The sequence below is a fragment of the Halomicrobium sp. HArcht1-1 genome (genome assembly GCF_058933285.1).
Window position 1 is genome coordinate 2,271,256 of record NZ_JBZYDL010000001.1, and the last position, 23,317, is coordinate 2,294,572.

Annotated in this window: 19 protein-coding genes; 11 read left to right on the top strand and 8 right to left on the bottom strand. The window is 66.5% G+C overall.

Annotated features, from left to right (window positions below; all coding sequences use genetic code 11):
* Positions 1–290: 290 nt before the first annotated feature.
* The 4 genes from AC5FRZ_RS11990 to AC5FRZ_RS12005 all read right to left on the bottom strand — a co-directional run bounded on the left by AC5FRZ_RS11990 (position 291) and on the right by AC5FRZ_RS12005 (position 6,319).
* Positions 291–1,463: a segregation/condensation protein A gene (locus tag AC5FRZ_RS11990; RefSeq protein WP_493564688.1), complete on the bottom strand. Its 1,173-nt coding sequence runs from the start codon at positions 1,461–1,463 to the stop codon at positions 291–293.
* Positions 1,456–5,034: a chromosome segregation protein SMC gene (smc, locus tag AC5FRZ_RS11995; protein ID WP_493564689.1), complete on the bottom strand. Its 3,579-nt coding sequence runs from the start codon at positions 5,032–5,034 to the stop codon at positions 1,456–1,458. The genes AC5FRZ_RS11990 and smc overlap by 8 nt, the downstream gene beginning before the upstream one ends.
* Before the next feature lie 21 nt (positions 5,035–5,055).
* Positions 5,056–5,370 carry a DUF7518 family protein gene (locus AC5FRZ_RS12000; RefSeq protein WP_170095006.1) on the bottom strand — a complete coding sequence of 105 codons (315 nt, stop codon included), beginning with the start codon at positions 5,368–5,370 and terminating at the stop codon, positions 5,056–5,058.
* 70 nt (positions 5,371–5,440) lie between these two features.
* Positions 5,441–6,319 carry a hypothetical protein gene (locus AC5FRZ_RS12005; protein WP_493564690.1) on the bottom strand — a complete coding sequence of 293 codons (879 nt, stop codon included), beginning with the start codon at positions 6,317–6,319 and terminating at the stop codon, positions 5,441–5,443.
* A 161-nt stretch (positions 6,320–6,480) separates the two neighbouring features.
* On the opposite strand from AC5FRZ_RS12005, the gene gatB reads away from it, so the two are divergent.
* The 3 genes from gatB (at position 6,481) to AC5FRZ_RS12020 (ending at position 9,845) form a co-directional block, all read left to right on the top strand.
* Positions 6,481–7,995 (top strand): Asp-tRNA(Asn)/Glu-tRNA(Gln) amidotransferase subunit GatB, encoded by a 1,515-nt coding sequence (gene gatB / locus AC5FRZ_RS12010; protein ID WP_493564691.1) that lies wholly within the window; start codon positions 6,481–6,483, stop codon positions 7,993–7,995.
* A 292-nt stretch (positions 7,996–8,287) separates the two neighbouring features.
* Complete coding sequence (gene thyA / locus AC5FRZ_RS12015; RefSeq protein ID WP_493564692.1) at positions 8,288–9,292, top strand: thymidylate synthase; 1,005 nt, start codon at positions 8,288–8,290, stop codon at positions 9,290–9,292.
* Positions 9,293–9,338: 46 nt separating this feature from the next.
* On the top strand, positions 9,339–9,845 hold the full coding sequence (locus AC5FRZ_RS12020; protein ID WP_493564693.1) for a dihydrofolate reductase: 507 nt from the start codon (positions 9,339–9,341) through the stop codon (positions 9,843–9,845).
* Positions 9,846–9,852: 7 nt separating this feature from the next.
* On the opposite strand, the gene AC5FRZ_RS12025 is transcribed toward AC5FRZ_RS12020, so the two are convergent.
* Positions 9,853–10,389, bottom strand: coding sequence for a hypothetical protein (locus tag AC5FRZ_RS12025; protein ID WP_493564694.1), 537 nt, complete (start codon positions 10,387–10,389; stop codon positions 9,853–9,855).
* A 95-nt stretch (positions 10,390–10,484) separates the two neighbouring features.
* Here AC5FRZ_RS12025 and AC5FRZ_RS12030 point away from each other — a divergent pair, with 95 nt between their 5' ends.
* Together AC5FRZ_RS12030 and AC5FRZ_RS12035 are read left to right on the top strand one after the other, a co-directional pair.
* On the top strand, positions 10,485–11,855 hold the full coding sequence (locus AC5FRZ_RS12030; protein ID WP_372480512.1) for a UDP-N-acetyl glucosamine 2-epimerase: 1,371 nt from the start codon (positions 10,485–10,487) through the stop codon (positions 11,853–11,855).
* A 203-nt stretch (positions 11,856–12,058) separates the two neighbouring features.
* Positions 12,059–14,548 carry a DNA topoisomerase I gene (locus AC5FRZ_RS12035; RefSeq protein WP_493564695.1) on the top strand — a complete coding sequence of 830 codons (2,490 nt, stop codon included), beginning with the start codon at positions 12,059–12,061 and terminating at the stop codon, positions 14,546–14,548.
* A 183-nt stretch (positions 14,549–14,731) separates the two neighbouring features.
* On the opposite strand, the gene AC5FRZ_RS12040 is transcribed toward AC5FRZ_RS12035, so the two are convergent.
* From AC5FRZ_RS12040 to AC5FRZ_RS12050, 3 genes are all read right to left on the bottom strand, one after another.
* Positions 14,732–15,160, bottom strand: coding sequence for a Rieske (2Fe-2S) protein (locus tag AC5FRZ_RS12040; protein WP_493565084.1), 429 nt, complete (start codon positions 15,158–15,160; stop codon positions 14,732–14,734).
* 87 nt (positions 15,161–15,247) lie between these two features.
* A complete protein-coding gene (locus AC5FRZ_RS12045; RefSeq protein WP_493564696.1) occupies positions 15,248–16,018 on the bottom strand; it encodes a hypothetical protein in 771 nt (256 codons plus the stop codon).
* A 729-nt stretch (positions 16,019–16,747) separates the two neighbouring features.
* A complete protein-coding gene (locus AC5FRZ_RS12050) occupies positions 16,748–18,178 on the bottom strand; it encodes an AAA family ATPase (RefSeq protein ID WP_493564697.1) in 1,431 nt (476 codons plus the stop codon).
* Positions 18,179–18,595: 417 nt separating this feature from the next.
* Here AC5FRZ_RS12050 and AC5FRZ_RS12055 point away from each other — a divergent pair, with 417 nt between their 5' ends.
* The 6 genes from AC5FRZ_RS12055 to AC5FRZ_RS12080 all read left to right on the top strand — a co-directional run bounded on the left by AC5FRZ_RS12055 (position 18,596) and on the right by AC5FRZ_RS12080 (position 23,315).
* Positions 18,596–19,318, top strand: a complete 723-nt coding sequence (locus tag AC5FRZ_RS12055) for a phosphoglycerol geranylgeranyltransferase (protein WP_170095015.1) — start codon at positions 18,596–18,598, stop codon at positions 19,316–19,318.
* Between the two features lie 207 nt (positions 19,319–19,525).
* Positions 19,526–20,197 (top strand): HAD family hydrolase, encoded by a 672-nt coding sequence (locus tag AC5FRZ_RS12060; protein WP_170095016.1) that lies wholly within the window; start codon positions 19,526–19,528, stop codon positions 20,195–20,197.
* Positions 20,194–21,138, top strand: coding sequence for a phosphotransferase family protein (locus AC5FRZ_RS12065; protein ID WP_372480507.1), 945 nt, complete (start codon positions 20,194–20,196; stop codon positions 21,136–21,138). The genes AC5FRZ_RS12060 and AC5FRZ_RS12065 overlap by 4 nt, the downstream gene beginning before the upstream one ends.
* Before the next feature lie 120 nt (positions 21,139–21,258).
* Positions 21,259–21,720 (top strand): DUF7109 family protein, encoded by a 462-nt coding sequence (locus AC5FRZ_RS12070; RefSeq protein WP_493564698.1) that lies wholly within the window; start codon positions 21,259–21,261, stop codon positions 21,718–21,720.
* Between the two features lie 53 nt (positions 21,721–21,773).
* Positions 21,774–22,400 carry an NUDIX hydrolase gene (locus AC5FRZ_RS12075; RefSeq protein WP_170095019.1) on the top strand — a complete coding sequence of 209 codons (627 nt, stop codon included), beginning with the start codon at positions 21,774–21,776 and terminating at the stop codon, positions 22,398–22,400.
* A gap of 138 nt (positions 22,401–22,538) precedes the next feature.
* Positions 22,539–23,315 (top strand): DUF7388 family protein, encoded by a 777-nt coding sequence (locus AC5FRZ_RS12080; RefSeq protein WP_170095020.1) that lies wholly within the window; start codon positions 22,539–22,541, stop codon positions 23,313–23,315.
* Positions 23,316–23,317: the final 2 nt, after the last annotated feature.

Consider the following 23,317-nt stretch of genomic DNA (forward strand, 5'->3'; position numbering starts at 1 on the left):
ACAAGTGGACGGAGTCGCCACTGGAGCGGGCGTCGACGGCCCGCCGCTGGATCAGTGCCGGCCGTCGTCGCGGACGTAGGTGAGCGCGTCGAGGAACTGCTCGGTGTCGATGCGATCCTCGCGCTCTCGGAGGCGTTCGCGGAGTTTCGTCGGCGTCATGCGTGTTAATGACTTACACAATATAGGTATTTAACACTTCTCACGCCGCCAGCACCGCTGCCAGTTCACCGTCGCGAGCCGCGGTGCTGGCAAGAATCAGTCGATCAGCGGCGTCGACACGCCGGCTCCCGCTAGTCGGCCAGTGCCTCTTCGGAGCCGGTCACGGCGTTGGGGTCCTGAATCCAGAGGTCCCCGAACAGTTCGTCTTGCTGGAGACGGACCTGCCCGCGGTGAGAGAGAAAGAGCAGCCCAAGGAACGTCTCGACCCGAGAGCCGCCGATCTGGTGGACCTCCCGAAACAGGACCTCCTCGCGGCCGGCGTCGTACTGCTCGCGCACCGCCTCGTACACCTCGTCGACGATGGCGTCGATGTCCTCGCCGTGGGTGTTTGCCGTCACCTCGTCGGCGGTCGGCTCGTCGTCCATCCGCACGTCCTCGGCCCCGCGGTAGTCCAGTTCCTGGGTCCCGCGGCGGAACCCCGACGGCGAGTCGCTCGTGTCGTAGCTGCGTGATTCTTTCCACCACGAATCGCGCTCGGCCTCCCGGAGGTCTCGCACCAGTTCGTCCAGCGTCTGGGGCATCCCCCGTGCCCGACGGCGCTCCAGTCGCCGATCCATCTCCTGCTCCAGCGAGGCGAAGGGGTCCGGCTCGTCGATGGGATCGTCCCCGGCCATCGCCGCCTCCCAGGGCTCGGCCGGCGGTGCTTCCTCGTCCTCGTCGTTCAGCATCGCGTCGCTCTTCATGCGAATCAGCACCGACGCGTAGAACAGCGCCCGCCCGGAGGTCCGCAAGTCCGCTTCGTCGATCACTTCGAGGAACTTGTCGGTCACCCGCACCACGTCGATGTCCCACGGGTCGATCTCCCCCGCGTCGGCGAGTTGGACCAACACCTCGACGGGCTCGACTTCTTCCTCGTCGTCTTCGTCGTCGCCCTCGCCGGCTTCGACCGTCTCCGACTCGCCGTCCGGGTCGTCGCCTGCCGCTCCGAAGGGGTCGTCCGCATCGGCCTCGCTCGGCGGTGTCCGATCGTCGTGCCCGGCGATGTTCAGCGGGATGTCGTCGCCGTCGTCGCTCTGCTCACGGGTCGCTTCGCTCCCCGTTCGCGTATTCGAGTCCCCCTCGTCCCGCTGGTCCTCGGAGCTCCCGCTATCCTCACGGGTCGCTTCGCTCCCCGCTCGGCTTTCCGAGGGCCGCTCCTCACTTCGTTCGTCGCGCCCCTCGCTAGCTCGCGGGTCACTGCGTTCCCCGCTCGCTTTTTTCGAGTCCCCCTCGTCCCGCTGGTCCTCGGGCGACTCGCTAGTCATCGGCGGGCACCTCCCCGATCTCCCCGGTGAGGTCGATCCCGGTCACCGCGCTCACGTTGTCGTCTTGCATCGTCACGCCGATGGCTCGCTCGGAGCGGTCCAGCAGCGCCGAGCGGTGGGAGACGACGACGAACTGGGCGTCACCGGCGAGTTCGTCGACCATCTCGCCGACCAGTTCGGCGTTGGCGGCGTCGAGGAAGGCGTCGACCTCGTCCAGCGCGTAGAACGGCGCGGGGTTGTGGCGCTGGATCGCGAAGATGAAGGCCAGCGCCGTCAGGGACTTCTCGCCCCCGGACATGGCGTTGAGCCGCTGGATCGGCTTGTCGCCGGGCTGGGCCTTCATCGTCAGGCCACCCTCGAAGGGGTCGTCCTCGTCTTCGAGGTGGAGGTGCCCCGTCCCGTTCGAGAGCCGTTCGAAGATGTCCTCGAACTGCTCGTTGATCTCGTCGAACGCGTCCATGAACGTCGCCTTCTTGCGCTGCTCGTAGGTCTCGATCCGGTCGCGGATGCCGTCGGCCTCCTCGACGAGCGTCTCTTTCTTGTCTTCCAGCTCGTCCAGTTCCGCCTCGACGGCGTCGTACTCGTCGATCGCGCGCATGTTGACCGGCTCCAGTTCCTCCATCCGGGATTCGAGCCGCCCGATCTGGGATTCGACGACGTGGTGGTCCGGAATCTCGTCCGGGTCGTAGTCGCCGACCTCGGCTTCGAGTTCGTCGATCTCCCAGTCGAGGCGTTCGCGCTCCTCGGTGGCGTCGTCGAGGTCGCGTTCGAGTTCGGTGACCTTCGACTGCTGTTCGTCGCGTCGCTCTTTGGCGTCCTGTAGCTCCTCGCGGAGCTCCTCGCGCTCGCTTTTGAGGTCCGCCAGCTCGGCCTCCAGCTCCGCGACCTCGTCTTCTTTGGCGGCTTTCTGGGAGCGTTTCTCTTCGATCTCGGCTTCGAGTTCGGCGATCCGTTCCTCGGCCTCGGCCTTGCGGTTCTGTGCGGCTTCGATGTCCTCGTGGAGCTCCTCGATGTTGTCTTCGGCGTACTGTTTCTCCAGCTGGAGCTCGTTGAGGTCGGCGTCGAGGTCGCTCTCTCGGCTCTCCAGTTCGTCGATCGCCTGTTTGATCTGGTCGGCCTCGTCGGTAAGCGCCGGCAGCTGGGAGTCGGCGACCTCCGCCTCCAGCTCGTCGATGTCCGCCTCGATGATGGCGATGGCCTCGTTCTGGCGGGCGATTTTCCCCTCCAGTACGTCCATCTCGTCGGAGACGTCCTCGCGTTCGGCCTCGATCTCCGCCAGTTCCGCCTCCAGGCGCTCGACGCGCTCGTGGGCGTCCTCGATGGCCGCCCGCTTGCGCTCGATCTCGGATTCGATCTCGCGGACCTGATCGTTCGCGTCGGTCTGTCGGTCGCGGGCGTCGTCGAGGCGCTCTTCGACGTCGCGAAGCTCCTCGCGGCGCTCCTGGCGTTCGTCTTCCAGTTCGTTGATCTTCGCGGCGACGCGTTCGAGCTGGCCCTGGCCGCCGGAGAAGGAGTATCGGGTCCCCGACGAGGACCCCCCGGTCATCGCGCCGGAGGTCTCGACGAGGTCGCCTTCGAGCGTGACCATCCGGAACTCGCCCATGAACTCGCGGGCGGTGTCCATGTCCGCGACGACGACGGTGTCGCCCAGCACGTAGGAGAAGATGCCCGCGTACTCGGGATCGAAGTCGACGAGGTTGTACGCGAAGTCGACGACGCCGCCGTGCTGGGGGAGGCTGGGCAGCGACCGCTGGTGCATCTCCGTGATCGGCAGGAAGGTCGCACGGCCGGCGTTACGGGACTTCAGGTACTCGATACCCTGCTGTCCGACCGTGTCGTCGTCGACGACGACGTGTGCGAGCCGGCCACCGGCGGCGGTCTCGCAGGCGGTCGCGTAGTCGGGGTCGACGCCGCCGAGCTGGCCGACGGTGCCGTGGACACCGTCCATGCCGGCGTTCAGGATCGTCGTCACCGCCCGACCGTACGAGGAGTCGCCGTCCTGCCCGGCCTTCGCTTCGAGGTTCGCGTACTCCTGCTGGAGCCCGCTGATCTCGTCTTCCAGCTCGTCGATGTCGCTCTGGAGTTCGCGTTTCTCCGCCGTGAGGTCCTCGACGACCTCGGTGATCGTCGCCGAGTTCTTCTGGGCTTTCTCCAGTTCCGTCTCCAGGTCCTCGATCTCGGCTTCGAGGTCGGGGACTTCGGCCTCCGCGTCCTCGATCGCGTCCCGTTTCTCTCGTTGCTGGTTCGACCGGCGACGCGCTTCGTCGAGCAGGCGGTCCTGCTCGCGCTGGTGGTCGTTCTTCGTCGATTTGGCCGCTTCCAGCGCGGTCCGTTTGGCCTCTAGCTCCGACTTGACCTCTTCGAACTCCTCGCCGACCGCGTCGATCTTCGCCTGTACGTCCGCGAGTTCGGCCTCCCGCTCGTTGATCTCGGCTTTGACGTTCGACTTCTCGACTTTCGTCTGTCGGATCTCGCCCTCCAGTTCGTCGATGGTCTCTTGCTTGCGGTCGATCTGGACGAACGCCTGTCGGCGCTCGTTCTCGGCGTCTTCGACCTTCTCTTCGGCGGTCGCGGCTCTGTCTTCGAGCCGCGAGATGTCGCCTTTGATCTCCTCGATCTCGCGTTTGATCGCCAGCTGTTCGTCCTCGCCCTTGCGCTCGATCTCGGTGTTGAGCGACTGGAGCTCGTCTTCGAGGCGGACGACCTTGCCCTGGCGTTCGTCGAGTTCGCGCTGGAGGTCCGCGAGTTCGTCTTCCAGCGCCTCGATCTCGTCGCGGATCTCCGCGCGCTCCTCGCGCTTGTCTTCGAGTTCCGCGGCCTTGCGATACCCCTCGTACTCCGCTTTCTCCTCGCGGAGTTCCTGGTACTGCAGGGCCGTCTCGCGTTCGTCGGCCAGCTGGTCGAGGCGCTCCCGTTTCTCCTCGATGCGGAGCTCGGCCTCGTCGATTCGCTCCTGGACGACCTCCAGTTCCTCGAAGGCGTCGGCTTTCTGCTCGTCGAACTGAGCGACGCCGGCGATCTCGTCGATGATCTCCCGGCGCGAGCCGGCCGTCATGTTGATGATCTCGGTCACGTCGCCCTGCATGACGACGTTGTACCCCTCCGGCGCGACGCCGGCCTGGGCCAGCAGGTCCTGGATGTCGCCGAGGTTGACCGAGCGGCCGTTGATGTAGTAGTACGAGTAGTAGTTGTCTTCGGTCTCCTTGACGCGGCGCTTGATCGAGATCTCGTCGACGTCGCCCACGTCCTCGGTGCCGGCCGCGTTGATCACCTGCGAGCGGTCGAGCGTCCGGTCCTCGTTCGCGAGGATGACCTCGACGCTGGCCTCGCGCTCCCCGCTGCCGTCGGTCTCCTCGTCGGCGTGGCCGGGGTTGTAGATCAGATCCGTCAGTTTCTCGGCGCGGATGCCGGAGGTGCGGGCCAGTCCGAGTGCGAACAGAATCGAGTCGATGATGTTGGACTTGCCCGAGCCGTTGGGGCCGGTAACGACGGTAAAGTCCTCGTAGAACGGGATCCGTGTCTTCCGGCCGAAACTCTTGAAGTTGTCAAGGACGAGCTCTTTGATGTGCATGGGGTCGCTCGTGGCCCAGCCTTACGCGACGATGATGTCGGAGTCAGACTCGGCCTCGCTTTCCTCTCGGTTGTGTTCGTCCTTACCGTCCGCTTGCTTAGTACTGTCGGCTACGATCGTCTCACTCGTCGCTTCGGTGTCAGATTCCGGCGCGGCGTCGTCTGTCTGGTCGTCGGCGTCGGTCGCCTTCGGCGCGAGGCCGATGTCTTCGTCGACCGCGCTCTCCAGTTCCCGCAGTCGAACCTTGCACTCGACGAGTTCGTCGGTGAGTCCTTCGACGGAGGCTTCCAGTTCTTTGACGCGCGCTTCGAGTTCCTCGACACGGTTGCCGCACATACCCAGGACCTGCCGGTCTGTCCACTTATACCTACGTCAGACATTGACAACGAGCGTGACAGGTCGCCGATCAGTCGGGCCGCCGGGGGACCTCGACAGAGAGCGACATGACTCCGGAGAGGTCGATCTCGTCGCCGGGACTGATCCGGGTTCGCTCGCCCGGCCGGAGTCGCTCGCCGTTGCACCGGGTCAGTCCGTCACCGCCGACGATCAGCGTGAAGCCGTGCTCGTCCCGGTGGAACCGGAGCTGGCCGTCGTCGATCCACTTCGCGTGCTCGGCTTCGTCGGCCCCGCGCAGCATCGCCCGGAGCTTCTCGTCGACGGTGTCCCCGTCGCCGACGACGACGCGCTGCTTCCCGTAGCCCAGCGCGAGCCGGTCCGGAACGGTGGCGCTCTGGCGGGGCGGTGTCTGCGAGGGCGTCTCAGACGACTGCTGGGAGCCCTTGTTCTGCGCTAATTTGCTCCCGGTCGAGGGGCTGGCGTCGCCGTCTGCGCGCTCGTCGGTGTCGTCGCTCGATCCGGCCCGGTGGTGAGCGCTTTCCTCGTCGTCGCTCGCTGTCGAACCGGAGACGGCGTCGCGGACGCTCCAGTCGGGCTGTGGGACCAGCGCGCTCGCTCGCCCTCGAAGCGCGTCTCCGTCGAGCCACCACGGCACGTCCGTGTCGGCGAGCACGTAGCGACGGAGACCGACGGCGATCAACAGCACGAGCGCCTGAGGGATGAACGTGAAATAATCCAGCAACGCGGTGGAGTCGCCCCCGGGCTGGGCCGTCAGCGCCGGATCGACGCCACCCGCGACGCCGGTCGCCGCGACCGCCAGCGCGACGACCGACAGCCCGATTCTGGTCCGGCGGTGACGTGGGCGGCCGGCAGCCGACTTCGGAGCCGAGCGCCGGCCACGGCGCTGGCTGTCCGCCCGCGGCCCGTCGTCCCGTGACGTGCTGTCCATGGTTCCCTGGTGTATCGCGGCGGCGCTTGCCACCCGGAGTGGTCGCCGACGAACGGCCACTTCCCTCCCGGTCGGGAATCGACATAGCGTTTGGGGCCGTCAGTGATGGGACCGTCTCGGAGGTCGTTAGCCTTTAGCCGCGCGCCACCGAACCGCGGGTAATGACTGCGCAAGCTGCCGAATCGCGCGAGCTCGCGACCGTCATCGGGCTCGAGGTGCACGTCCAGCTCGAGACCGAGACGAAGATCTTCTGTGGCTGTTCGACCGACGGCGGCGAGGAGCCAAACACCAACACCTGCCCCGTCTGTCTCGGGCTCCCCGGCGCGCTCCCGGTGCTCAACGAGGCGGCCGTCGAATCTGCGGTCAAGATCGGCAAGGCCATCGACGCTTCGATCCCCGAAGAGACGACGTTCCACCGGAAGAACTACTACTACCCCGACCTGCCGAAGAACTTCCAGATCACCCAGTACGACTCGCCGATCTGTCAGGACGGCGAGCTGGAGTTCTCCCACGAGGGCGACAGTCGCACCGTCGGCATCCGCCGGGCCCACCTCGAAGAGGACCCCGGATCGATCAAGCACGTCCGCGAGGGCACCGGCCCGCTGGACTCGCGGACGACCGGGATCGACCGTGCGGACTACACCCTGATCGACTACAACCGCGCGGGCACGCCGCTCATGGAGATCGTCACTCGACCGGACTTCCGAGATCCCGGCGAGGTGCGGGCCTTCCTCGAAAAGCTGGAGGAGGTCCTCGAATACCTGGGCGTGTTCGACGCCACCCGCGACGGCAGCCTGCGCATCGACGCGAACCTCTCGCTGGTCGACGCCGAGGAGGTGAACGACGACGGGAGTATCGACGACGACGTGCTGGAGGACGCCAACCGCACCGAGGTCAAGAACATCTCCAGTCACAAGGGCGCGGAGACGGCGCTGGCCTTCGAGGCCTCCCGCCAGAAGAAGCTCGTCCAGTCGGGCCGCGAGGTCGCCCAGGAGACCCGCCACTTCAACGAGACCCACGGCAACACCGTCGGGATGCGCTCGAAGGAAGAGGAGAAAGACTACCGCTACTTCCGCGAGGCCGATCTCCCGCCGCTCCGGGTCAGCCACTGGAAAGAGGAGATCGACATTCCGGAGTTGCCCGACGCCCGCCGGGACCGCTTCGTCTCGGAGTACGACCTCAGCGAAGAGGCCGCCTCGAAGCTCACCTCGACGAAACAGGTCGCCGACTTCTTCGAGGCCGTCGCCGATCGCTTCGACGCCGATCTGGCGGCGACGTGGGTCGCAGACGAGCTGCTTGGCGAACTGAACTACCGCGACATGCTGATCACGGACGTCGACGACCGCTTCGAGGAGATCGAACGCCTCGTCGAACTCGTCGCCGACGACGAGATCACGGCCAAGAACGCCAAGGAGACTGTCCTCCGGACGATGCTCGACGAGGGCGACGCCCCAGACGAGATCGTCGACCGCGAGGGGCTGGGCAAGACCAGCGGCGACGAGGTCCAGCAGGCCGTCGCGGCCGCCATCGAAGAGAACCCCGACGCCGTCGCCGACTACGAGGACGGCGACGACGGCGCGATCAACTTCCTCGTCGGCCAGGTCATGGGCAAGACCGGCGGCAGTGCCGATCCGGGCGACGTGAACCAGTTGCTGCGGGAGGAACTGGCAGAATGACGGCCGCGAGCTGCGAGGCGCGCCGAAGGCGGGCCTCGAATGCGAACGGGGAGGTACGACCCGTGAGCGGTGCGAGCGGCCGCTTTTTCGCCCACGTTTTTGCGCGAGTGGTCGCGAGCGGTGCGAGCGACCCGAAGCGGAAAAAGGTGGTCGTGAACCAGCTGCTGCGGGAAGAGCTGGAAGCGTAGTTTGCTCGTCCCCGACAGTGTCCCCGATGTCGGATCGAGGACACTCGAACGACTGTGTCGCCAGAGAGACTAAGAGGCAGCCCCACAGGAACACAACAACCACTATGCAACAGTATCTCGATCTCGTCGACTCGACGCTCCGGGAGGGCACGTACAAGCCCAACCGAACGGGCGTCGACACGATCGCGTCGTTCAGCCAGCACTACGAAGTCGATCTCGCCGAGGGGTTCCCCCTCCTGACGACCAAGGACCTCTCGGGCTTTCGGTGGAACTCGCTGATCCACGAGCTGCTGTGGTACCTCTCAGGCGAAGAACACATCCGAGAGCTACGAGAGGAGACCGGGATCTGGGACGCCTGGGCCGACGAGGCGGGGCACCTCGACACCGCCTACGGTCGGTTCTGGCGGCGCTACCCGGTCCCGGACGACGACGCGCAGCTCCCCGGCGAGAGCTGGCCCGACGACGCCCACCGCTGGGTCAACGACGACGGGACGTTCGACCAGCTCGCGTACGTGATGGACCAGCTCGAAGCGAACCCCCACTCTCGCCGGCTCGTCGTCAACGCCTGGCACCCGGCGAACGCGACGGTCTCGACGCTGCCGCCCTGTCACTACACGTTCGTGTTCAACGTCCAGGGCGGTCGCCTGAACGTCCACCTGACCCAGCGGTCGGGCGACATCGCGCTGGGAGTCCCCTTCAACGTCGCCGCGTACTCGCTGCTGGCCCAGGCCGTCGCCCAGCGGACCGAGTTCGAACTGGGCTCGTTCGCCCACACCATCGTCGACGCCCACGTCTACTGTGGCAGCGGTGCCCGCGGCGAGTGGTACGGCGAGCACCTCGACCAGCTGCAAGCGCGCCTGGCCAACGTCGAGGCCGACCAGGAGTACCGCGCGGTCCGGGAGTGGCTCGAATCGACCGCACCGGCCGAGGACGACGGACAGGACGGGTACGACCACGTGCCCGGCCTGCTCGAACAGTGCGCTCGCGAGCCCCGTGCGCGCCCGACCATGGAGATCGCCGACGAGCCACTGGACGACCTGACCTACGACGACTTCGAACTGCGCGACTACGATCCCGCGCCGGGGATCTCTTTCTCGGTGGCCGAGTGATGACGGACGAGAGAGCCGACATCGAGATCGTGCTCGTGGCCGAGTGATGACGGACGAGAGAGCCGACATCGAGATCGTGCTCGTGGCCGCCGTCGCCGAGAACGGCGTCATCGGGAACGACGGCGAGTTGCCCTGGCACTACCCCGCCGACCTGAAACACTTCAAGGAGACGACGATGGGCCACCCGGTCGTGATGGGGCGACGGACCTTCGAGGGGATCGTCGCCGACCTCGGCGAGCCACTGCCCGGCCGGACGAACGTCGTCCTGACGAGCCAGCGGCGTTCGTTCCCGGAGGGGGCCGTCGGAGCGGGATCGATCACGGCGGCGATCGACGCGGCCCGCGAGACCGGCAGCGACGTGGCCTACGTCGTCGGCGGCGCGACCGTCTACGAGCAGTTCCGCGAGCGGGCGGACCGACTCGTCCTCACGGAAGTCCACGAGACGTACGACGGGGACACGTACTTCCCAGAGATCGAGTGGGAGCGCTGGACCGAGACGAGTCGCGACGACCGGGACTCCCTCTCGTTCGTCGAGTACGGCCGCGAGGAGTAGCGAGCGTTCACTCGCGCGTCGCGCGGTCGCCGCCGACCGGCGCGTCGTCGACGGTCGACTCGCTCGCTGCGGGATCGCGCCGGAGGAGCCAGGCGAACAGGCCGGCAGCGAGCAGTTCGACGCTCTTGATGACGCCCTCGATCGGCGTCGTGACGTAGTGATCGTAGATCGTGTAGAGGACGCCGCCGTGGGTGTGGCCACCGGTCTCGGGTGCCGGCAAGCCGGTGAGGAAGGCACCGTGGCCGGTCTGGTGCCAGGCGACCCAGGCGAGGAAGGAAAGCACCATCAGCCCGGCCCCGGCGAGATAGCCCCGGCGGACGGTGAGGTACTCGCGAGTCACGAGGTAGGGGCCAGCCAGCAACACGAGCGCGAAGGCGACGAAGAGAAACGGGCGCGGATCGGGAATCAGACCACGGCTCGCGAGCGAGCCGAGTCCCTGGAGGTAGACGAGCATTCGCGGGAACCCCCACCAGAGGTGGTAGGCGGCAGTGACGAACACGAGCCCGGCGGCGACGGCGCGGGCGATCCTGACCGAGCGGTCCATAGTCGACGTTGCCACTCGCCCGAAATGAGTCCGTCGAAGCGAGCCACCGACCGAGACCGAAGCCTACACCACGCCCCCCGCTGAATCGGGAACCAATGAGTGAGATGACAGTCTACGAGGATCGGCTCGCCCGCCAGATGGACCGCGGAGAGTTCGTCCTCGCGGTCGTCACGGCGACGAAGCCAGACTTCTACAAGCAGGCACCGGTCGTCGACGCCGCCCGCGAGCGGGGCCTGCCCTGTTTCGTCCTCCACACCGGCCAGCACTACGACGACGTGCTCGGTCACGGACTCGCGGAGTACGACCTCGAAGACCGGATCGCGGTCGATCTGGGCATCCGCGGCGGGCTCTCGGAGAAGACCGCACAGGTCCACGAGCGCATCAGCGAGCTGGCCGACCGACTCGAACAGTGGGAGGACACGACCGTGCTGCCGCTGGTCCACGGCGACACCCACGCCGCCGGCATCGTCCCCCAGGCCTGGCAGTTCGCCACCAACCAGGCGGTCGCCCACAACGAGGCCGGGCTGCGCGGCATGTCGCCGGACTTCGACTTCGAGGCCGACCCCGCCGAAGCGGTCGAGGCCCAGTGGGAGGGCGAGTGGTCGCTCAACCGCGCCGAACCCTTCCCCGAGCAGTACGACACGTTCGTCGGTTCGGCGGCCTCACACTACCACTTCGCACCGGTCGAGCTGAACCGCGACCACCTCGAAAACGAGGGCTACCCCGCCGAGGTCGACGGGCGTGAACGGATCCCCGTCGTCGGCAACTCCGTCGTCGACGCCATCGCACAGAAGACCGACGCCGACCTCGAAGAGAGCATCTTCGACATCTACCCCGTCCTGGAAGAGCGCGACGACTGGATCCGGGTGGACATCCACCGCCGGGCGAACCTCCTGCCCGAGCGGTTCAGCGCCATCGTCGAGGCCGTGATCGGCCTCGTCGAAGCCGGCTACAACGTCAACTTCCTCGAACTCACCGCGACCAGGAAGGCCCTCGAAGCGTACGGCTACCGCGAGCGCCTGCTGGACCTCGAAGCGGAACGCGAGAACTTCCTCTTTACCGGGCTCTGGAAGAAACACGCTCACGTCTACGAGTTCCTCCAGTCGGGCCAGTGTCTGGCCGAGCTAACCGACTCCGGCAGCATGCAAGAAGAGCTCAACGTCATCGACGAGACGATCTGTCTCACCGCGCGCTTCAACACGGACCGGCCCGAGACGGTCTTCGACGCGGAGACGAACCTCCTCGTCCCGCCGGTCTCTGGCGAGTCCATGACCGAGATGGTCGAGTACGTCGTCGAGACCGACGCCGTGCGCGAGCGGATCCAGTCCGGCGAGACCATCTACGGCGAGAACCCCGCCGAACAGATCGTCGACTTCCTCGACGACCGCCGCGACGACGTGCCCTTCGACTGGGCTCACGACCGCGTGGGCTTCGAGACCGGGGACGCCGACTTCGAGTATCTGTAGCACCGGCCTGCGAGCGGCGAGGTCGGTCCGCGGATCGGCTCCGTTCGGGGGCAGACTCGCGTCCGGGCGCGCGCTCGACGCACAGGGACGCCCACGGGTCCGCAACCGTACGCACACACGCGCTATCCCCCGATTCTGGCGAAAGCCTTTAGAACACAGTCGGCCGTACCCGGAGATATGATCGAAGGGTCTGGTGATGACGTGTGGAACTGATCATCACCGAAAAGGAGAACGCCGCCCGCCGCATCGCAGAGATCCTCAGCGACGGCGCTGCGACCGCCGAGCGGGAGAACGGCGTCAACGTCTACCGCTGGGGGACCAAACGCTGCATGGGACTGTCGGGCCACGTCGTCGGCGTGGACTTCCCACCGGAGTACGCCGACTGGCGCGACGTCGAGCCGGCGGAGCTGGTCGAGGCGGACGTGGTCAAGTCCGCGACCCAGGAGAACATCGTCGCGACCCTGCGCAAGCTGGCCCGCCGGGCCGACGAGGCGACGATCGCGACGGACTACGACCGCGAGGGGGAGCTGATCGGCAAGGAGGCGTACGAACTGATCCGCGAGGAGACCGACGTGCCCGTCGACCGCGTGCGGTTCTCCTCGATCACCGACCGCGAGGTCCGGGAGGCCTTCGCCAACCCCGACGAGATCGACTTCGACCTCGCCGCCGCCGGTGAGGCCCGACAGGTGATCGACCTCGTGTGGGGCGCGGCGCTGACCCGATTCCTCTCGCTGTCGGCCCGACAGCTCGGCGACGACTTCATCTCGGTGGGCCGCGTCCAGTCCCCGACCCTGAAGCTGATCGTCGACCGCGAGCGCGAGATCCAGGCGTTCGATCCGGAAGACTACTGGGAGATCTTCGGCGATCTGCAGGGCGACGACGCCGCCTTCGAGGCCCAGTACTTCTACGACGACGACGGCAGCGAGGCCGAGCGCGTCTGGGACGAGGCGACCGCCGACTCCGTCTACGAGGATCTGGCCGCACTCGACGCCGCGACGGTCACGTCCGTCCGCAAGCGGACCCGCACCGACGCGCCCCCGGAGCCGTTCAACACCACCGCCTTCATCTCCGCCGCGGGGTCGCTCGGCTACTCGGCCCAGCGGGCGATGAGCCTCGCCGAGGAGCTGTACACCGCCGGCTACATGACCTACCCCCGGACGGACAACACCGTCTACCCCGAGGACCTGGAGCCGGACGAACTGCTGGACGAGTTCGTCGGCAGTCGGGCCTTCGGCGAGGACGCCGAGTCGCTGCTCGAACAGGACGAGATCGTCCCCACCGAGGGCGACGAAGAGACGACCGACCACCCGCCGATCCACCCGACCGGGGAACTCCCCCCGCGGGGCGAGCTGGACGACGACGAGTGGGAGATCTACGCGCTCGTCGTCCGGCGCTTCTTCGCGACGGTCGCCGAGCCCGCGAAGTGGGCCCACCTCCGTGTCGTCGCCGAGGCCGCCGGCCACTCGCTGAAGGCCAACGGCAAGCGCCTGCTCGAACCCGGATACCACGCCGTCTATCCCTACTCCTCTGCCAGCGAGAACGTCGTTCCAGCCGTCTCCGAGGGGGATTCCCTCACCATGAGCGACGTGACCCTCGAAGCCAAACAGACCCAGCCACCGCGTCGCTACGGACAGTCCCGCCTCATCAAGAAGATGGAGGAGTTCGGGCTGGGCACGAAGAGCACCCGCCACAACACCATCGAGAAGCTCTACGACCGCGGGTACATCGAGGGCGACCCGCCGCGGCCGACGACCCTGGCCGAGGCCGTCGTCGAGGCCGCCGAGGAGTTCGCCGACCGCATCGTCAGCGAGGAGATGACCGCCCAGATGGAGGCCGACATGTCCGCGATCGCAAGCGGCGAGGCCACGCTGGACGCGGTCACCACAGAGTCCCGCGAGATGCTCGAACGCGTCTTCGAGGAGCTGGCCGACTCCCGCGAGGAGGTCGGCGACTACCTCCAGGAGTCGCTGAAAGCCGACAAGACGCTCGGTCCCTGTCCGGAGTGTGGCGAGGACCTGCTCGTGCGCCGCTCGCGGCAGGGGTCGTACTTCGTCGGCTGTGACGGCTTCCCCGAGTGTCGCTTCACTCTCCCGCTGCCGTCGACCGGCGAGCCCCAGGTCCTCGACGAGCGCTGCGACGACCACGGTCTCAACCACGTGAAGATGCTTGCGGGTCGCGACACCTTCGTCCACGGCTGTCCCCGCTGCGAGGCCGAGAAGGCCGACGAGACCGACGACGAAGTGATCGGGGCCTGTCCCGAGTGTGGGGCGGACCACGACGGGGAACTGGCGATCAAGCGCCTGCGATCTGGCTCGCGACTCGTGGGCTGTACGCGCTATCCCGACTGCGAGTACTCGCTGCCGCTGCCGCGCAACGGCGACATCGTGGTCGGCGAGGACCGCTGTGAGGAACACGATCTGCCCGAGATCTCGATCGTCGACGACGAGGACGACGACGATCCCTGGGAACTGGGCTGTCCGATCTGCAACTACGCCGAGTACCAGGCCCGCAACGCGATCGACGACCTCGAAGATCTGAACGGCATCGGCGGCGCGACCGCCGAGAAGCTCGCGGCCGTCGGCATCGACGAGCCCGCCGACCTCCGGTCGGTCGAACCCGACGAGATCGCCGCCAACGTCCAGGGCGTGTCGGCCAGCCAGATCGAGGACTGGCAGGCCGAACTGGCGGACTGATCTGTTACGCTGTTTCCGTTTCCTGTTGCTGACTGCGCAATCCACCACACCCTGGTGGACTGAAAGGGCGAGGTCCGGTCGCGTTTATATCGTCGGTCAGTGAGCACTACCCGAGCGGGGCGAGGGCTTTCGAGGCCTGCGTCGTCGCTCGAACACTTGCGGTGCTGTGTTCGACCGTCTCTCCTAGAAGCCGATGTGGGAGGTCGAACTCGGCCCGTCGTCGCCGTCGTCGTCCGCGATCGTCCCCTCGTGGACGAAGGTGTAGTCCTCGTCGGCGAGGTAGACCGTCCCGTCCTCGACGGCCACCTCGACGCCGGGCAGCGTCGTCCCCGCGGCCTCGCCGTTGTCGCAGTCGCCCGAACAGGCGTCGAACATGGAGCCGTGCTTGGGGCAGATCATCTGCCCGTCCCGCATCGCCACGCCACGGCCCGTGTCGAAGCGCTGGGCCTCGTGCGTACAGCGGTTGATCCACGCCCTGACCGCGGCGTCGCCGTCCTCGCAGGGCACGACGATCACCTCGTCGCGCTCGCCGTAGTTGTCTCGCACCGTACAGACGTAGGACCGCTGTTCGCGGACCGCCGCGACCGTGGTGAGTTCGCTCGCTCCGAGCATCTCGGGGCTTCGTTCGGCGCTGTCGGGCAAGTGTCTATCGCCCACCACGGGAGGGCGTCGACTGGCACCGACACCGCCGGGGCCGGCTCAGTCGAGAACCTCTCTGAGAATATGTTCGATCTTCTGGTCGACCTCGGAGGCCTGAAGAATCTTGATCGAGCGCTGCTCGTCGATAGGTGCCGTCTCGTCCTCTGGTAGGTCCTGAACTACGAGGACGCCGTTCGATCCGTTTCCGAACATATTCTCGTCGTCGTGGACGAGCGTTCCGTTCTGGCGAAGGAATGCGAGATACTCCAGTGTCTCTGAGATCCCTCGTCGAATCGTTTCGGGGCGTTTCGAGTGTTTGACTTCCGTGATGAGATACTCCTTCGAGTTTCCCGACTGGACTTCCAGTACGATAACGTCCGGACGGCCGGTTGCACTTCGGAACGTTCTGTCTCGGAAATAGCTGTCGGCGACCGCCCGTGCCTCCCGCTCGATCCGCTCTGTCCGTGAGAGCGCCTCTGACGCCTTCTCTGATACATCCGATGCGAACGACACACCGCGGTCACGAGCGGAGTTGTCGTGGTACAGGACGATATCGTCGCCGTTCGTCGACAGGCGAGCGACCTCTTGTGAACCAGACTTGATGGTCTGTAGCTCGAAGTTCTCGTCCGTCATACGCTCTACGGCTGCGATGTAACGGAAGAGAACGAACAGTTCGAACAACGTCTCGTCGTCGTCAGGCGTGATCGCCGTGTCAGACAGGAGGTTCGTAATTGCCTCTGGTTCACCAGCGAGTGTCCGCTGGTACTCTTCGAGGAGTGTTGCGGCCTCACGGTAGATTTCGCTGCGGGACTGGGCTGCCGTCTGGAGCATTCGGTCCGTCGGCTCGTACACTTCTGGTCGGCGGATTCGACGGACGTGTACGTTTCGCTCGACGACTTCGCGCATCGTTTCGACCAGGTCTGTACTCTCCTTCCATCGCTCTGTCACCCAGTCGTACTCTCGTTCGAAGTACGGCTGGCAGTCCTGCAGCGTCTCGTGGACGAGTGCGAGCAGTCGTTTGAGAACGACGTTCTCGTCGATGTCGTAGTTCTCAGTCCGGTTTTCACAGACGAACAACGAGCTTGTCACGAGGATTTCGAGCGTATCGCTCTCGCACAGTGCCCGCCCAGTCGATCCGACCTTCCACGGCACCGCGAGTGGTCGTCGAGACGTTTTCAGTCTGTGTTTTGATGCTTCGCAACCGTTTTGGTAGCTGTTCCACGAAGTCGACGACTGCCGGCTTCAAGACGAAGTGAAGTCGGACGAGCGTCTCGTAGTCGTCGAACCGGTCTGCGAACCCATCTGGTGCAATCTCTTGGACGAGGTGTCGCTCGGGAAACGACCCGTGCATCACGTACGCGAGGATGTCTTCGGACAGTTGCTCAAGCAGAGCGTCCCTATCCATCAGGTCTCACCTGCAACACGTCGCTCGCGACAGATCGAAGTCGAGACGAGTCGATCGCGTCGAGTTCGGCGAGCCGAGCGATGACGGCCTCGCGCTTTCTGACACCCTCTAACTGCGGGAAGACGTAGCTGAGAACGGCCTGAGTAACGACACGATCACGCTGAGCTTGGGGGTGTCCCTCGTACGTGAGAGAGCATATCCCGGACGATCGCCGGACCGATCTTCCGTTCGTCCGCCGCGTTGTTCATGACGAACCAGACATCTCCGATTGCAGCGACGAGATCAGGCGCGACATCGAGATCCCAAACGTCGGCGTACGTGTCAACGAGCCGGCGACGCGCGTCGTCGTCCTCGGGAACGGTCGGAGCGTCGACGTAGACGAACGCAAACCGGCGCATGAACGCGTACGACATCTCGTACAACGACGTTTTGTCGTAGCTGTTCATCGTCGCAAAGATCCGCCAGGACGACGGCATCAGATACTGGTGCGGGGGGAGATCGCTCTTCTCGGTTTCAGAGCCGGGCCGGATATCGATCTGCGACCCCTCCCTCGTGAACGGAAGAGAGATACCCTGACCAGACAGCAACGTGAAGAGTTGGCCGAACGATTTGTCGATGTCCGAGCGATTGATTTCGTCGATGACGAGCAGGTCGTTGCGCTGTTGCTCGTCGCGTTTGAAACAGTGCAACACCTGTCCCGGTTCAAAGGAGAGATCGTCACCACCGTCTTCGCTCGGCATGTATCCGCCGACGGTCTCGAACGTCGACCAGTCCGCTGTGGCCGTAGTCGTCTGGTAGCCAGTGTAAAAGTCAGTCTCTGTTTCGGCGAGGTATCCAGCGACACGGCGAGCAATTTCTGTCTTGCCAGTACCGGGTGGACCAGTGAGGATAATGTGCTTTCCGGCGTTCAACGCATCCTCCAGTTCTCCGAGAAGTTCAGTAACTCGGTCCTCGTGGTTCTCGTCCGACGGAAAGTGTAGTCCGTCGAGAATCGAATCTGGCAGTTCGAATTCCGGCTGACTATCTACGTCGATCCGGGGAGTGATTGTGTCGAAGTCCGTTTGTTCTACGGCGCTATCGTCTCCCGGTCGGTCACCGTAGACGAAAGACTCGATCGATCCGTACTTCCCTCTGAGGCCGCCGATTCCCATCTCGTTTAGCGGGGAGAACCCCATCGGGTAGTCGATGTCGTAGCCAGCTAGCCCGTGTACTTCCGACGAATCGACGCCGAGTTCGACGGGCTCGTCGAGATAGATAACACAGAGCCATGGACTTCCCTCTTCGTAGTTCGGCCAGACATCTTTCGCCAACCGTTCGTTTCGTTCCGTGCCGAGAACTTCGGCAGCGTATTCGTACGTGCCGTCACGGTAGAACAAGAGAAAATCGCCCGGTTCGATGTTGGTCCACGTGCCCTCGATAGACTGTTTGGTCCCCCACAGCCGTACTGGATCGTTATCGGGCGTTCGATCGGTGAACTGCTCGATGCGTTCTGCGGCGATACCGTCACGAACAGTCCGCTGGAAGTTCTCCTGTGCGGCGCTGTTTGCAATCGGGGCCCTGAACACTCCCGGCCCGTCGTACGTCATGCTGTCTCCCAGTCAGTGAGTGCCAATATAAGTAGGGGGGAAGCGGCAGGCCGATAGTTCATCAGTCGGGAGGAATCGAACCCGTGGTATGGAACTCCAGCGACACGACACAGCGAACTGTCGCCACTGCGGAGAGCGCATCTGGTACGGTGTGAAAGCAGAGAGTACGTGTTGGAAAGTCTTCTGTCATTGTCTCACAGGCTGTGGCCGTGAGTGGCGGACTGATCGAATCAGTCGGTCGACAGTGGACTCTCTCGACGACGTGTACCGGCAGGCCGAACAGCAGTGTCAGCGCGTTTTCGGACCAGACTGACGCATTCGACCCACGACGGTAGTCCCCGAGAGACGACTGGCAACAGTAATCAGGCGTACCGACTTCCGAAGCGGTTATACGGCCACGGTTGACTCTGTGCACGTATGAGCACGTGGGCGGACTGGGACCACATCGTCAAGATCGACCCAGACAAGAGCCTGGTCGCGGGCGAGACCTTCGAGGACGTGGCCGCGACCGGAACGGACGCGATCGAGATCGGCGGCACGACCGGCATGACCGAAGAGAAGATGGCCCGCGTCGTCGAGGCGTGTGGGGCACACGACATTCCCGTCTACATCGAGCCGTCGAATCCCGCGTCGGTCGTCCACAGCAACCGTCACGACGGCTACCTCATCCCGGTCGTGATGAACGCCGGCGACGTGACCTGGATCACCGGCGCGCACAAGGAGTGGATCCGCATCGACGACGACATCGACTGGTCGCGCACGTTCACGGAGGCCTACATCGTGATGAACCCCGAGGCCTCCGTCGCCAGCTACACGCAGGCGAACTGCGATCTCGACGCCGACGAGGTCGCGGCCTACGCGGAGGCCGCAGAGCACCTCCTGGGCCAGGAGATCGTCTACGTCGAGTACTCGGGGATGCTGGGCGATCCCGAGAAGGTGGCCGCCGCGGACGAGATCCTCGACGACGCGACGCTGTTCTACGGCGGCGGCATCCACGACTACGACTCGGCCCGTCAGATGGCGACCCACGCCGACACGATCGTCGTCGGCGACCTGGTCCACGACGAGGGCGTCGACGCCGTCAGAGAGACCGTCGAGGGCGCGCGCGACGCCACGGCGGCCACGCCGCCGGGCGAGTAGATCCCGCCGACCGACGGCGTGGTCACCGGGAGCCCTTCTGCGTGGCGACACCCGCCGCCAGCGACGACCGCCGTCCGACTGTGGTTTTCCGACGGTTCGACGCGTACCGCACGAGGTACGGTGCCACTGGACACTGTCGGCTCCGCAGCGACGAGAGTTACGCCACGGCCACGTGCGCTTTTGTTCGTCCGGCGCGAACGGCGTGCCATGACGACGCCCGCGGCCGTCGTGTTCGATCTCGACGGGACGCTCTGCGAGGGGACACAGCCGGAGGAGTCCCTCTACGAGGCCGCGTTCGCGGCGACCGACGTGGAGCCGTTCGGCTCGCCCGGCGAGCTGTGGGCCGCTCTCGACGGCCCGCCAGAGCCCGACCCCGAAGACGAGCGGTCGTCGCTGGCGGCGGGGTTTCGCCGTGTCGGGGCACAGCACGGCCGTCGGGGGGTGCCGGCCGACGCGCTCGCGGCGGGCCTGATCGACGCCGTCGACTACAGCGCCGTCGCCTACCGGGCGGGGGCCGAGGCGGCGCTGGCGGCGGCACGCGAACACGGTCCGGTCGCGGTGATGACCAACGGCCCGGCACGGCGACAGCGGCCCAAGGTCCGGACGCTCGGACTCGACGAGCGCGTCGACGCCGTCGTCTACGCGGGCGACATGGAGCGACGGAAGCCCCACCCCGAGCCGTTCGCGAGGGTCTGTCGAGCGATCGAGACGCCGTCGGAGACGACGCTGTACGTGGGTGACTCACTGGAAAACGACGTGGCTGGTGCACACGGCGCGGGGCTCCTGGCGGCCTGGTGTCCCCAGCACGAGCGCGATCCCGGCCAGTACCGTCCCGAGCACGTCTTCGACGGACCGGCCGATCTGGACGGGGTCGTATGACCCGGATCGCGCCCGACGTGCCCGTCCAGCGGATCCTCGACCGTGTCCTCCAGACGCGAGCGCCGGCTGGGGCCGAGACACCGCCCCAGGGGAACCACAAGGACACCACGATCGTCAGGTACCCCGACCGACCGGACGTGGTCGTCCAGCTGACCGCGACGCCGAGCGGCGCACACACGGAGGCGACGCTGCTGGCCGCGGTCTACGACCAGACGACGGTCCCGGTGGCGCGACTCCTCGGCCGGGGGCGCATCGGCGACCGAGGGTATCTCGTCACGGAGCACGTCTCCGGCCGAGACCTCCACGAGTCGTTCGTGGCCTGCTCGCGTGCGACCCGAGAGCACCTCGCCCGTCGGTTCGGCCGCTGTCTCGGCGAACTTCACGACGCGTTCGCGTTCGACGCCGCCGGCCCCGTCGAGGTCGGGGCGTCGGGGACGCTCGCGGCCACGGGTCCGGACGGCGCGACCTTCTTCGAGGAGTACGCGAGCGACGCCGTCGAGGCGCTCCCCTCGGCCTTCGACGACCGCCGGCCCGCGATCGAGGCCGCCGTCGCGAGTCGCCCGGAGCGCGCCGTCCAGCCGCGTCTCTTCCCCTGGGATCTCAGACCGGGCAACGCGATCCTCGCAGACGGCGATCTCGCTGCGGTGCTGGACTGGGCCGACCCGCTGGCCGCCGATCCGGCTCTCGCGGTCGCGAAGGTCGAACACCTCGTGGCGGCGTGGTACGTCGACGACCCGACCCCGCTCAGGAGCGCGTTCCGCGAGGGGTACGCCGCCGTGCGACCGCTGCCCGACGTGTCGGTGGCCGATCGAGTCGCAGCGATCGCCGCTTCGGCCGTCGACTCGAACGGCACCGTCACGCGACCTCGATACCCCGAGTTGACGGGAACAGCGGCCGTCGCCGTCCACCGCGAGTGGTTCGACGAGTGGCTCGACGAGTAGATCGACGAGCGACACCGCCGTGGCGCGGTCGACGCCGTTCCGAGTCGCGAGCGTCGGACAGATAGCAGTCGAGAGCCCGAAACCCAGAACGCTCAAGCCGCCGCGCTCGCGAGGACCGGTATGGAACCGACGGCCGACGAACTCGCGGGCGTCGTCGACCTGTTCGGCGCGCTCACCCGCGACGAACTGGTCGAGGCGCTCTCCGAGCTGGCGTTCAAGCGGGGCGAAGACGTGGACGATCCAGCGGGGGCGATCGACGACGCCGTCGCCGCCTATCACCTCGCGGTCGTCGAACGCGACGGCGAGACACTGCTCGCGGCCGGGCCGGCGGCGTTCCCGGAACTGCCCGACGGCGCGACTGACCTGCCCCACATCATGGACGTGCCCGAGCGATCGATCGACAGGGGGCGACTCGCGGCGGCCGTCGAAGAGCGGTTCCGCGAGGAGAGTCTGGTCGCCGTCCGCTCGGACAACGAGGCGTTCGTCGAGCGCCTGCTGGACGTGAGCTACGAACTCGAAGTGTGGGGTCCGATCGACGTGAGCGCGGCCCGCGAGCGTCTCGCCGACGCGGCCGGCGAGTGAGCCACTCGCGCGTTTCCGCTCAAATTAAGAGCGTCCCGGCCCCATCCTGACGCATGGAGTTCGATCGGGTCGCCAGCCACGAGGCGATCGAGATCACGGCAGAGCCACGCGAGGCGGCCGTGATCGTCCCCGTCGTCACCGACGCGGGCGACGCCGACGACCACGCCGTGCTGTTCACGAAGCGGGCCGACCACCTCTCGGACCATCCCGGCCAGATGAGCTTCCCCGGCGGCGGCCGCGAACCGGAGGACGACTCGCTGTTGCGGACCGCACTCAGAGAGGCACAGGAGGAGGTCGGTCTGGACCCCCGCGCCGCCAACGTGATCGGGCGGCTGGACGACATCCGCACCGTCTCGGAGTACTCGGTCCGGCCGTTCGTCGCCAGGATTCCCGACCGGGAGTACCAGCCCAGCGACGAGGAAGTGGCCGAGGTCGTCGTCCTCGCCGTCGACGACCTCGTAGACCTGGACAACTACGAGTCCGAGCGCCGGGACCACCCACACTACGGCGACATCCGACTGCACTTCTTCCACGTCGACGGCTACACCGTCTGGGGGGCGACCGCGCGGATGCTCGTCCAGTTGCTCGAACTCGCGACCGACTGGACGATGCCGACCGAGCCGGACCGCGTGGCCGGCCCCGACGACGACTTGCCGTCCAGCGTCCGCGATCAGGTGTAGTCGGGCAGTTGCTGCCCGCCCTCGTCCGTCGAGAGACTCCCTGTCGGTCCGAGAGCGACCGCGATCCCAAGCGACAGGCATTTGCCAGCGGATCGGGTACGGGTGAGCAATCGAACGGGCACGACGCCCACCCAAATCATGCTCACAGGAGTGACGCTCGACGATGTCGGGATCGACGCGGCAGCGCTCAAGCCCGCCGAGGTCGACGTGGCAGAGGCCAGTCGCCTCGACGTGTCGACGGTGACGATCGACTACGAAGGGGTCGAGCACCTGCCAGACCGGTCGACGCTCGCCGCGCTGGCCGACCAGAAACGCGTCAGGCTGACGACGCCGGTCCGGGCCGACGGCTTCGACCCGCTCGGCGACGACAGCACGCTCGCGACGCTTCCCGACGGCGTCGGCCGAGTGCTGGTCGCCGGCCACGACGCCTACCTCACGAGCGACGAGGCCGAGCGGGCGATCGTCCCCCGACTCGAAGCGGCCGCGGCGACGGCCACCGACCCCTGGGTCGGGACCGAGGGCATCGAGCGCGTCGCGCTGGCGATCGGCGGCACCCAGTTCGAGTTGCTCTCCCGATCGACGGGACGGGACCTCCGGGCGCTTCGAACGGCCGGCTTCGAGGGGGAGATCGCCCTCTACGCGCCGACGGTGCTGACCGACGACGAGAGCGAGATCCTCGACGCCGTCGGCGACTACGCCGCCCGGCGTGGCCCGGTCCGTGCGGCCCTGCCCGACGGCGCGGCGACCGACGCGACCGCGAGCGGGCGAGCCCGCGACGTGCTCACCCAGGCCGTCCGCGACTACGCGCTCGTGGGCGAGCCCGAGACGGTCGCAGAACGCATCGCACAGCTTCGAGCGGCCGGCGCGGACACGATCGTCGGCTACCCGGCCAGGGGCATCGAGCCGGTGCGGTGACG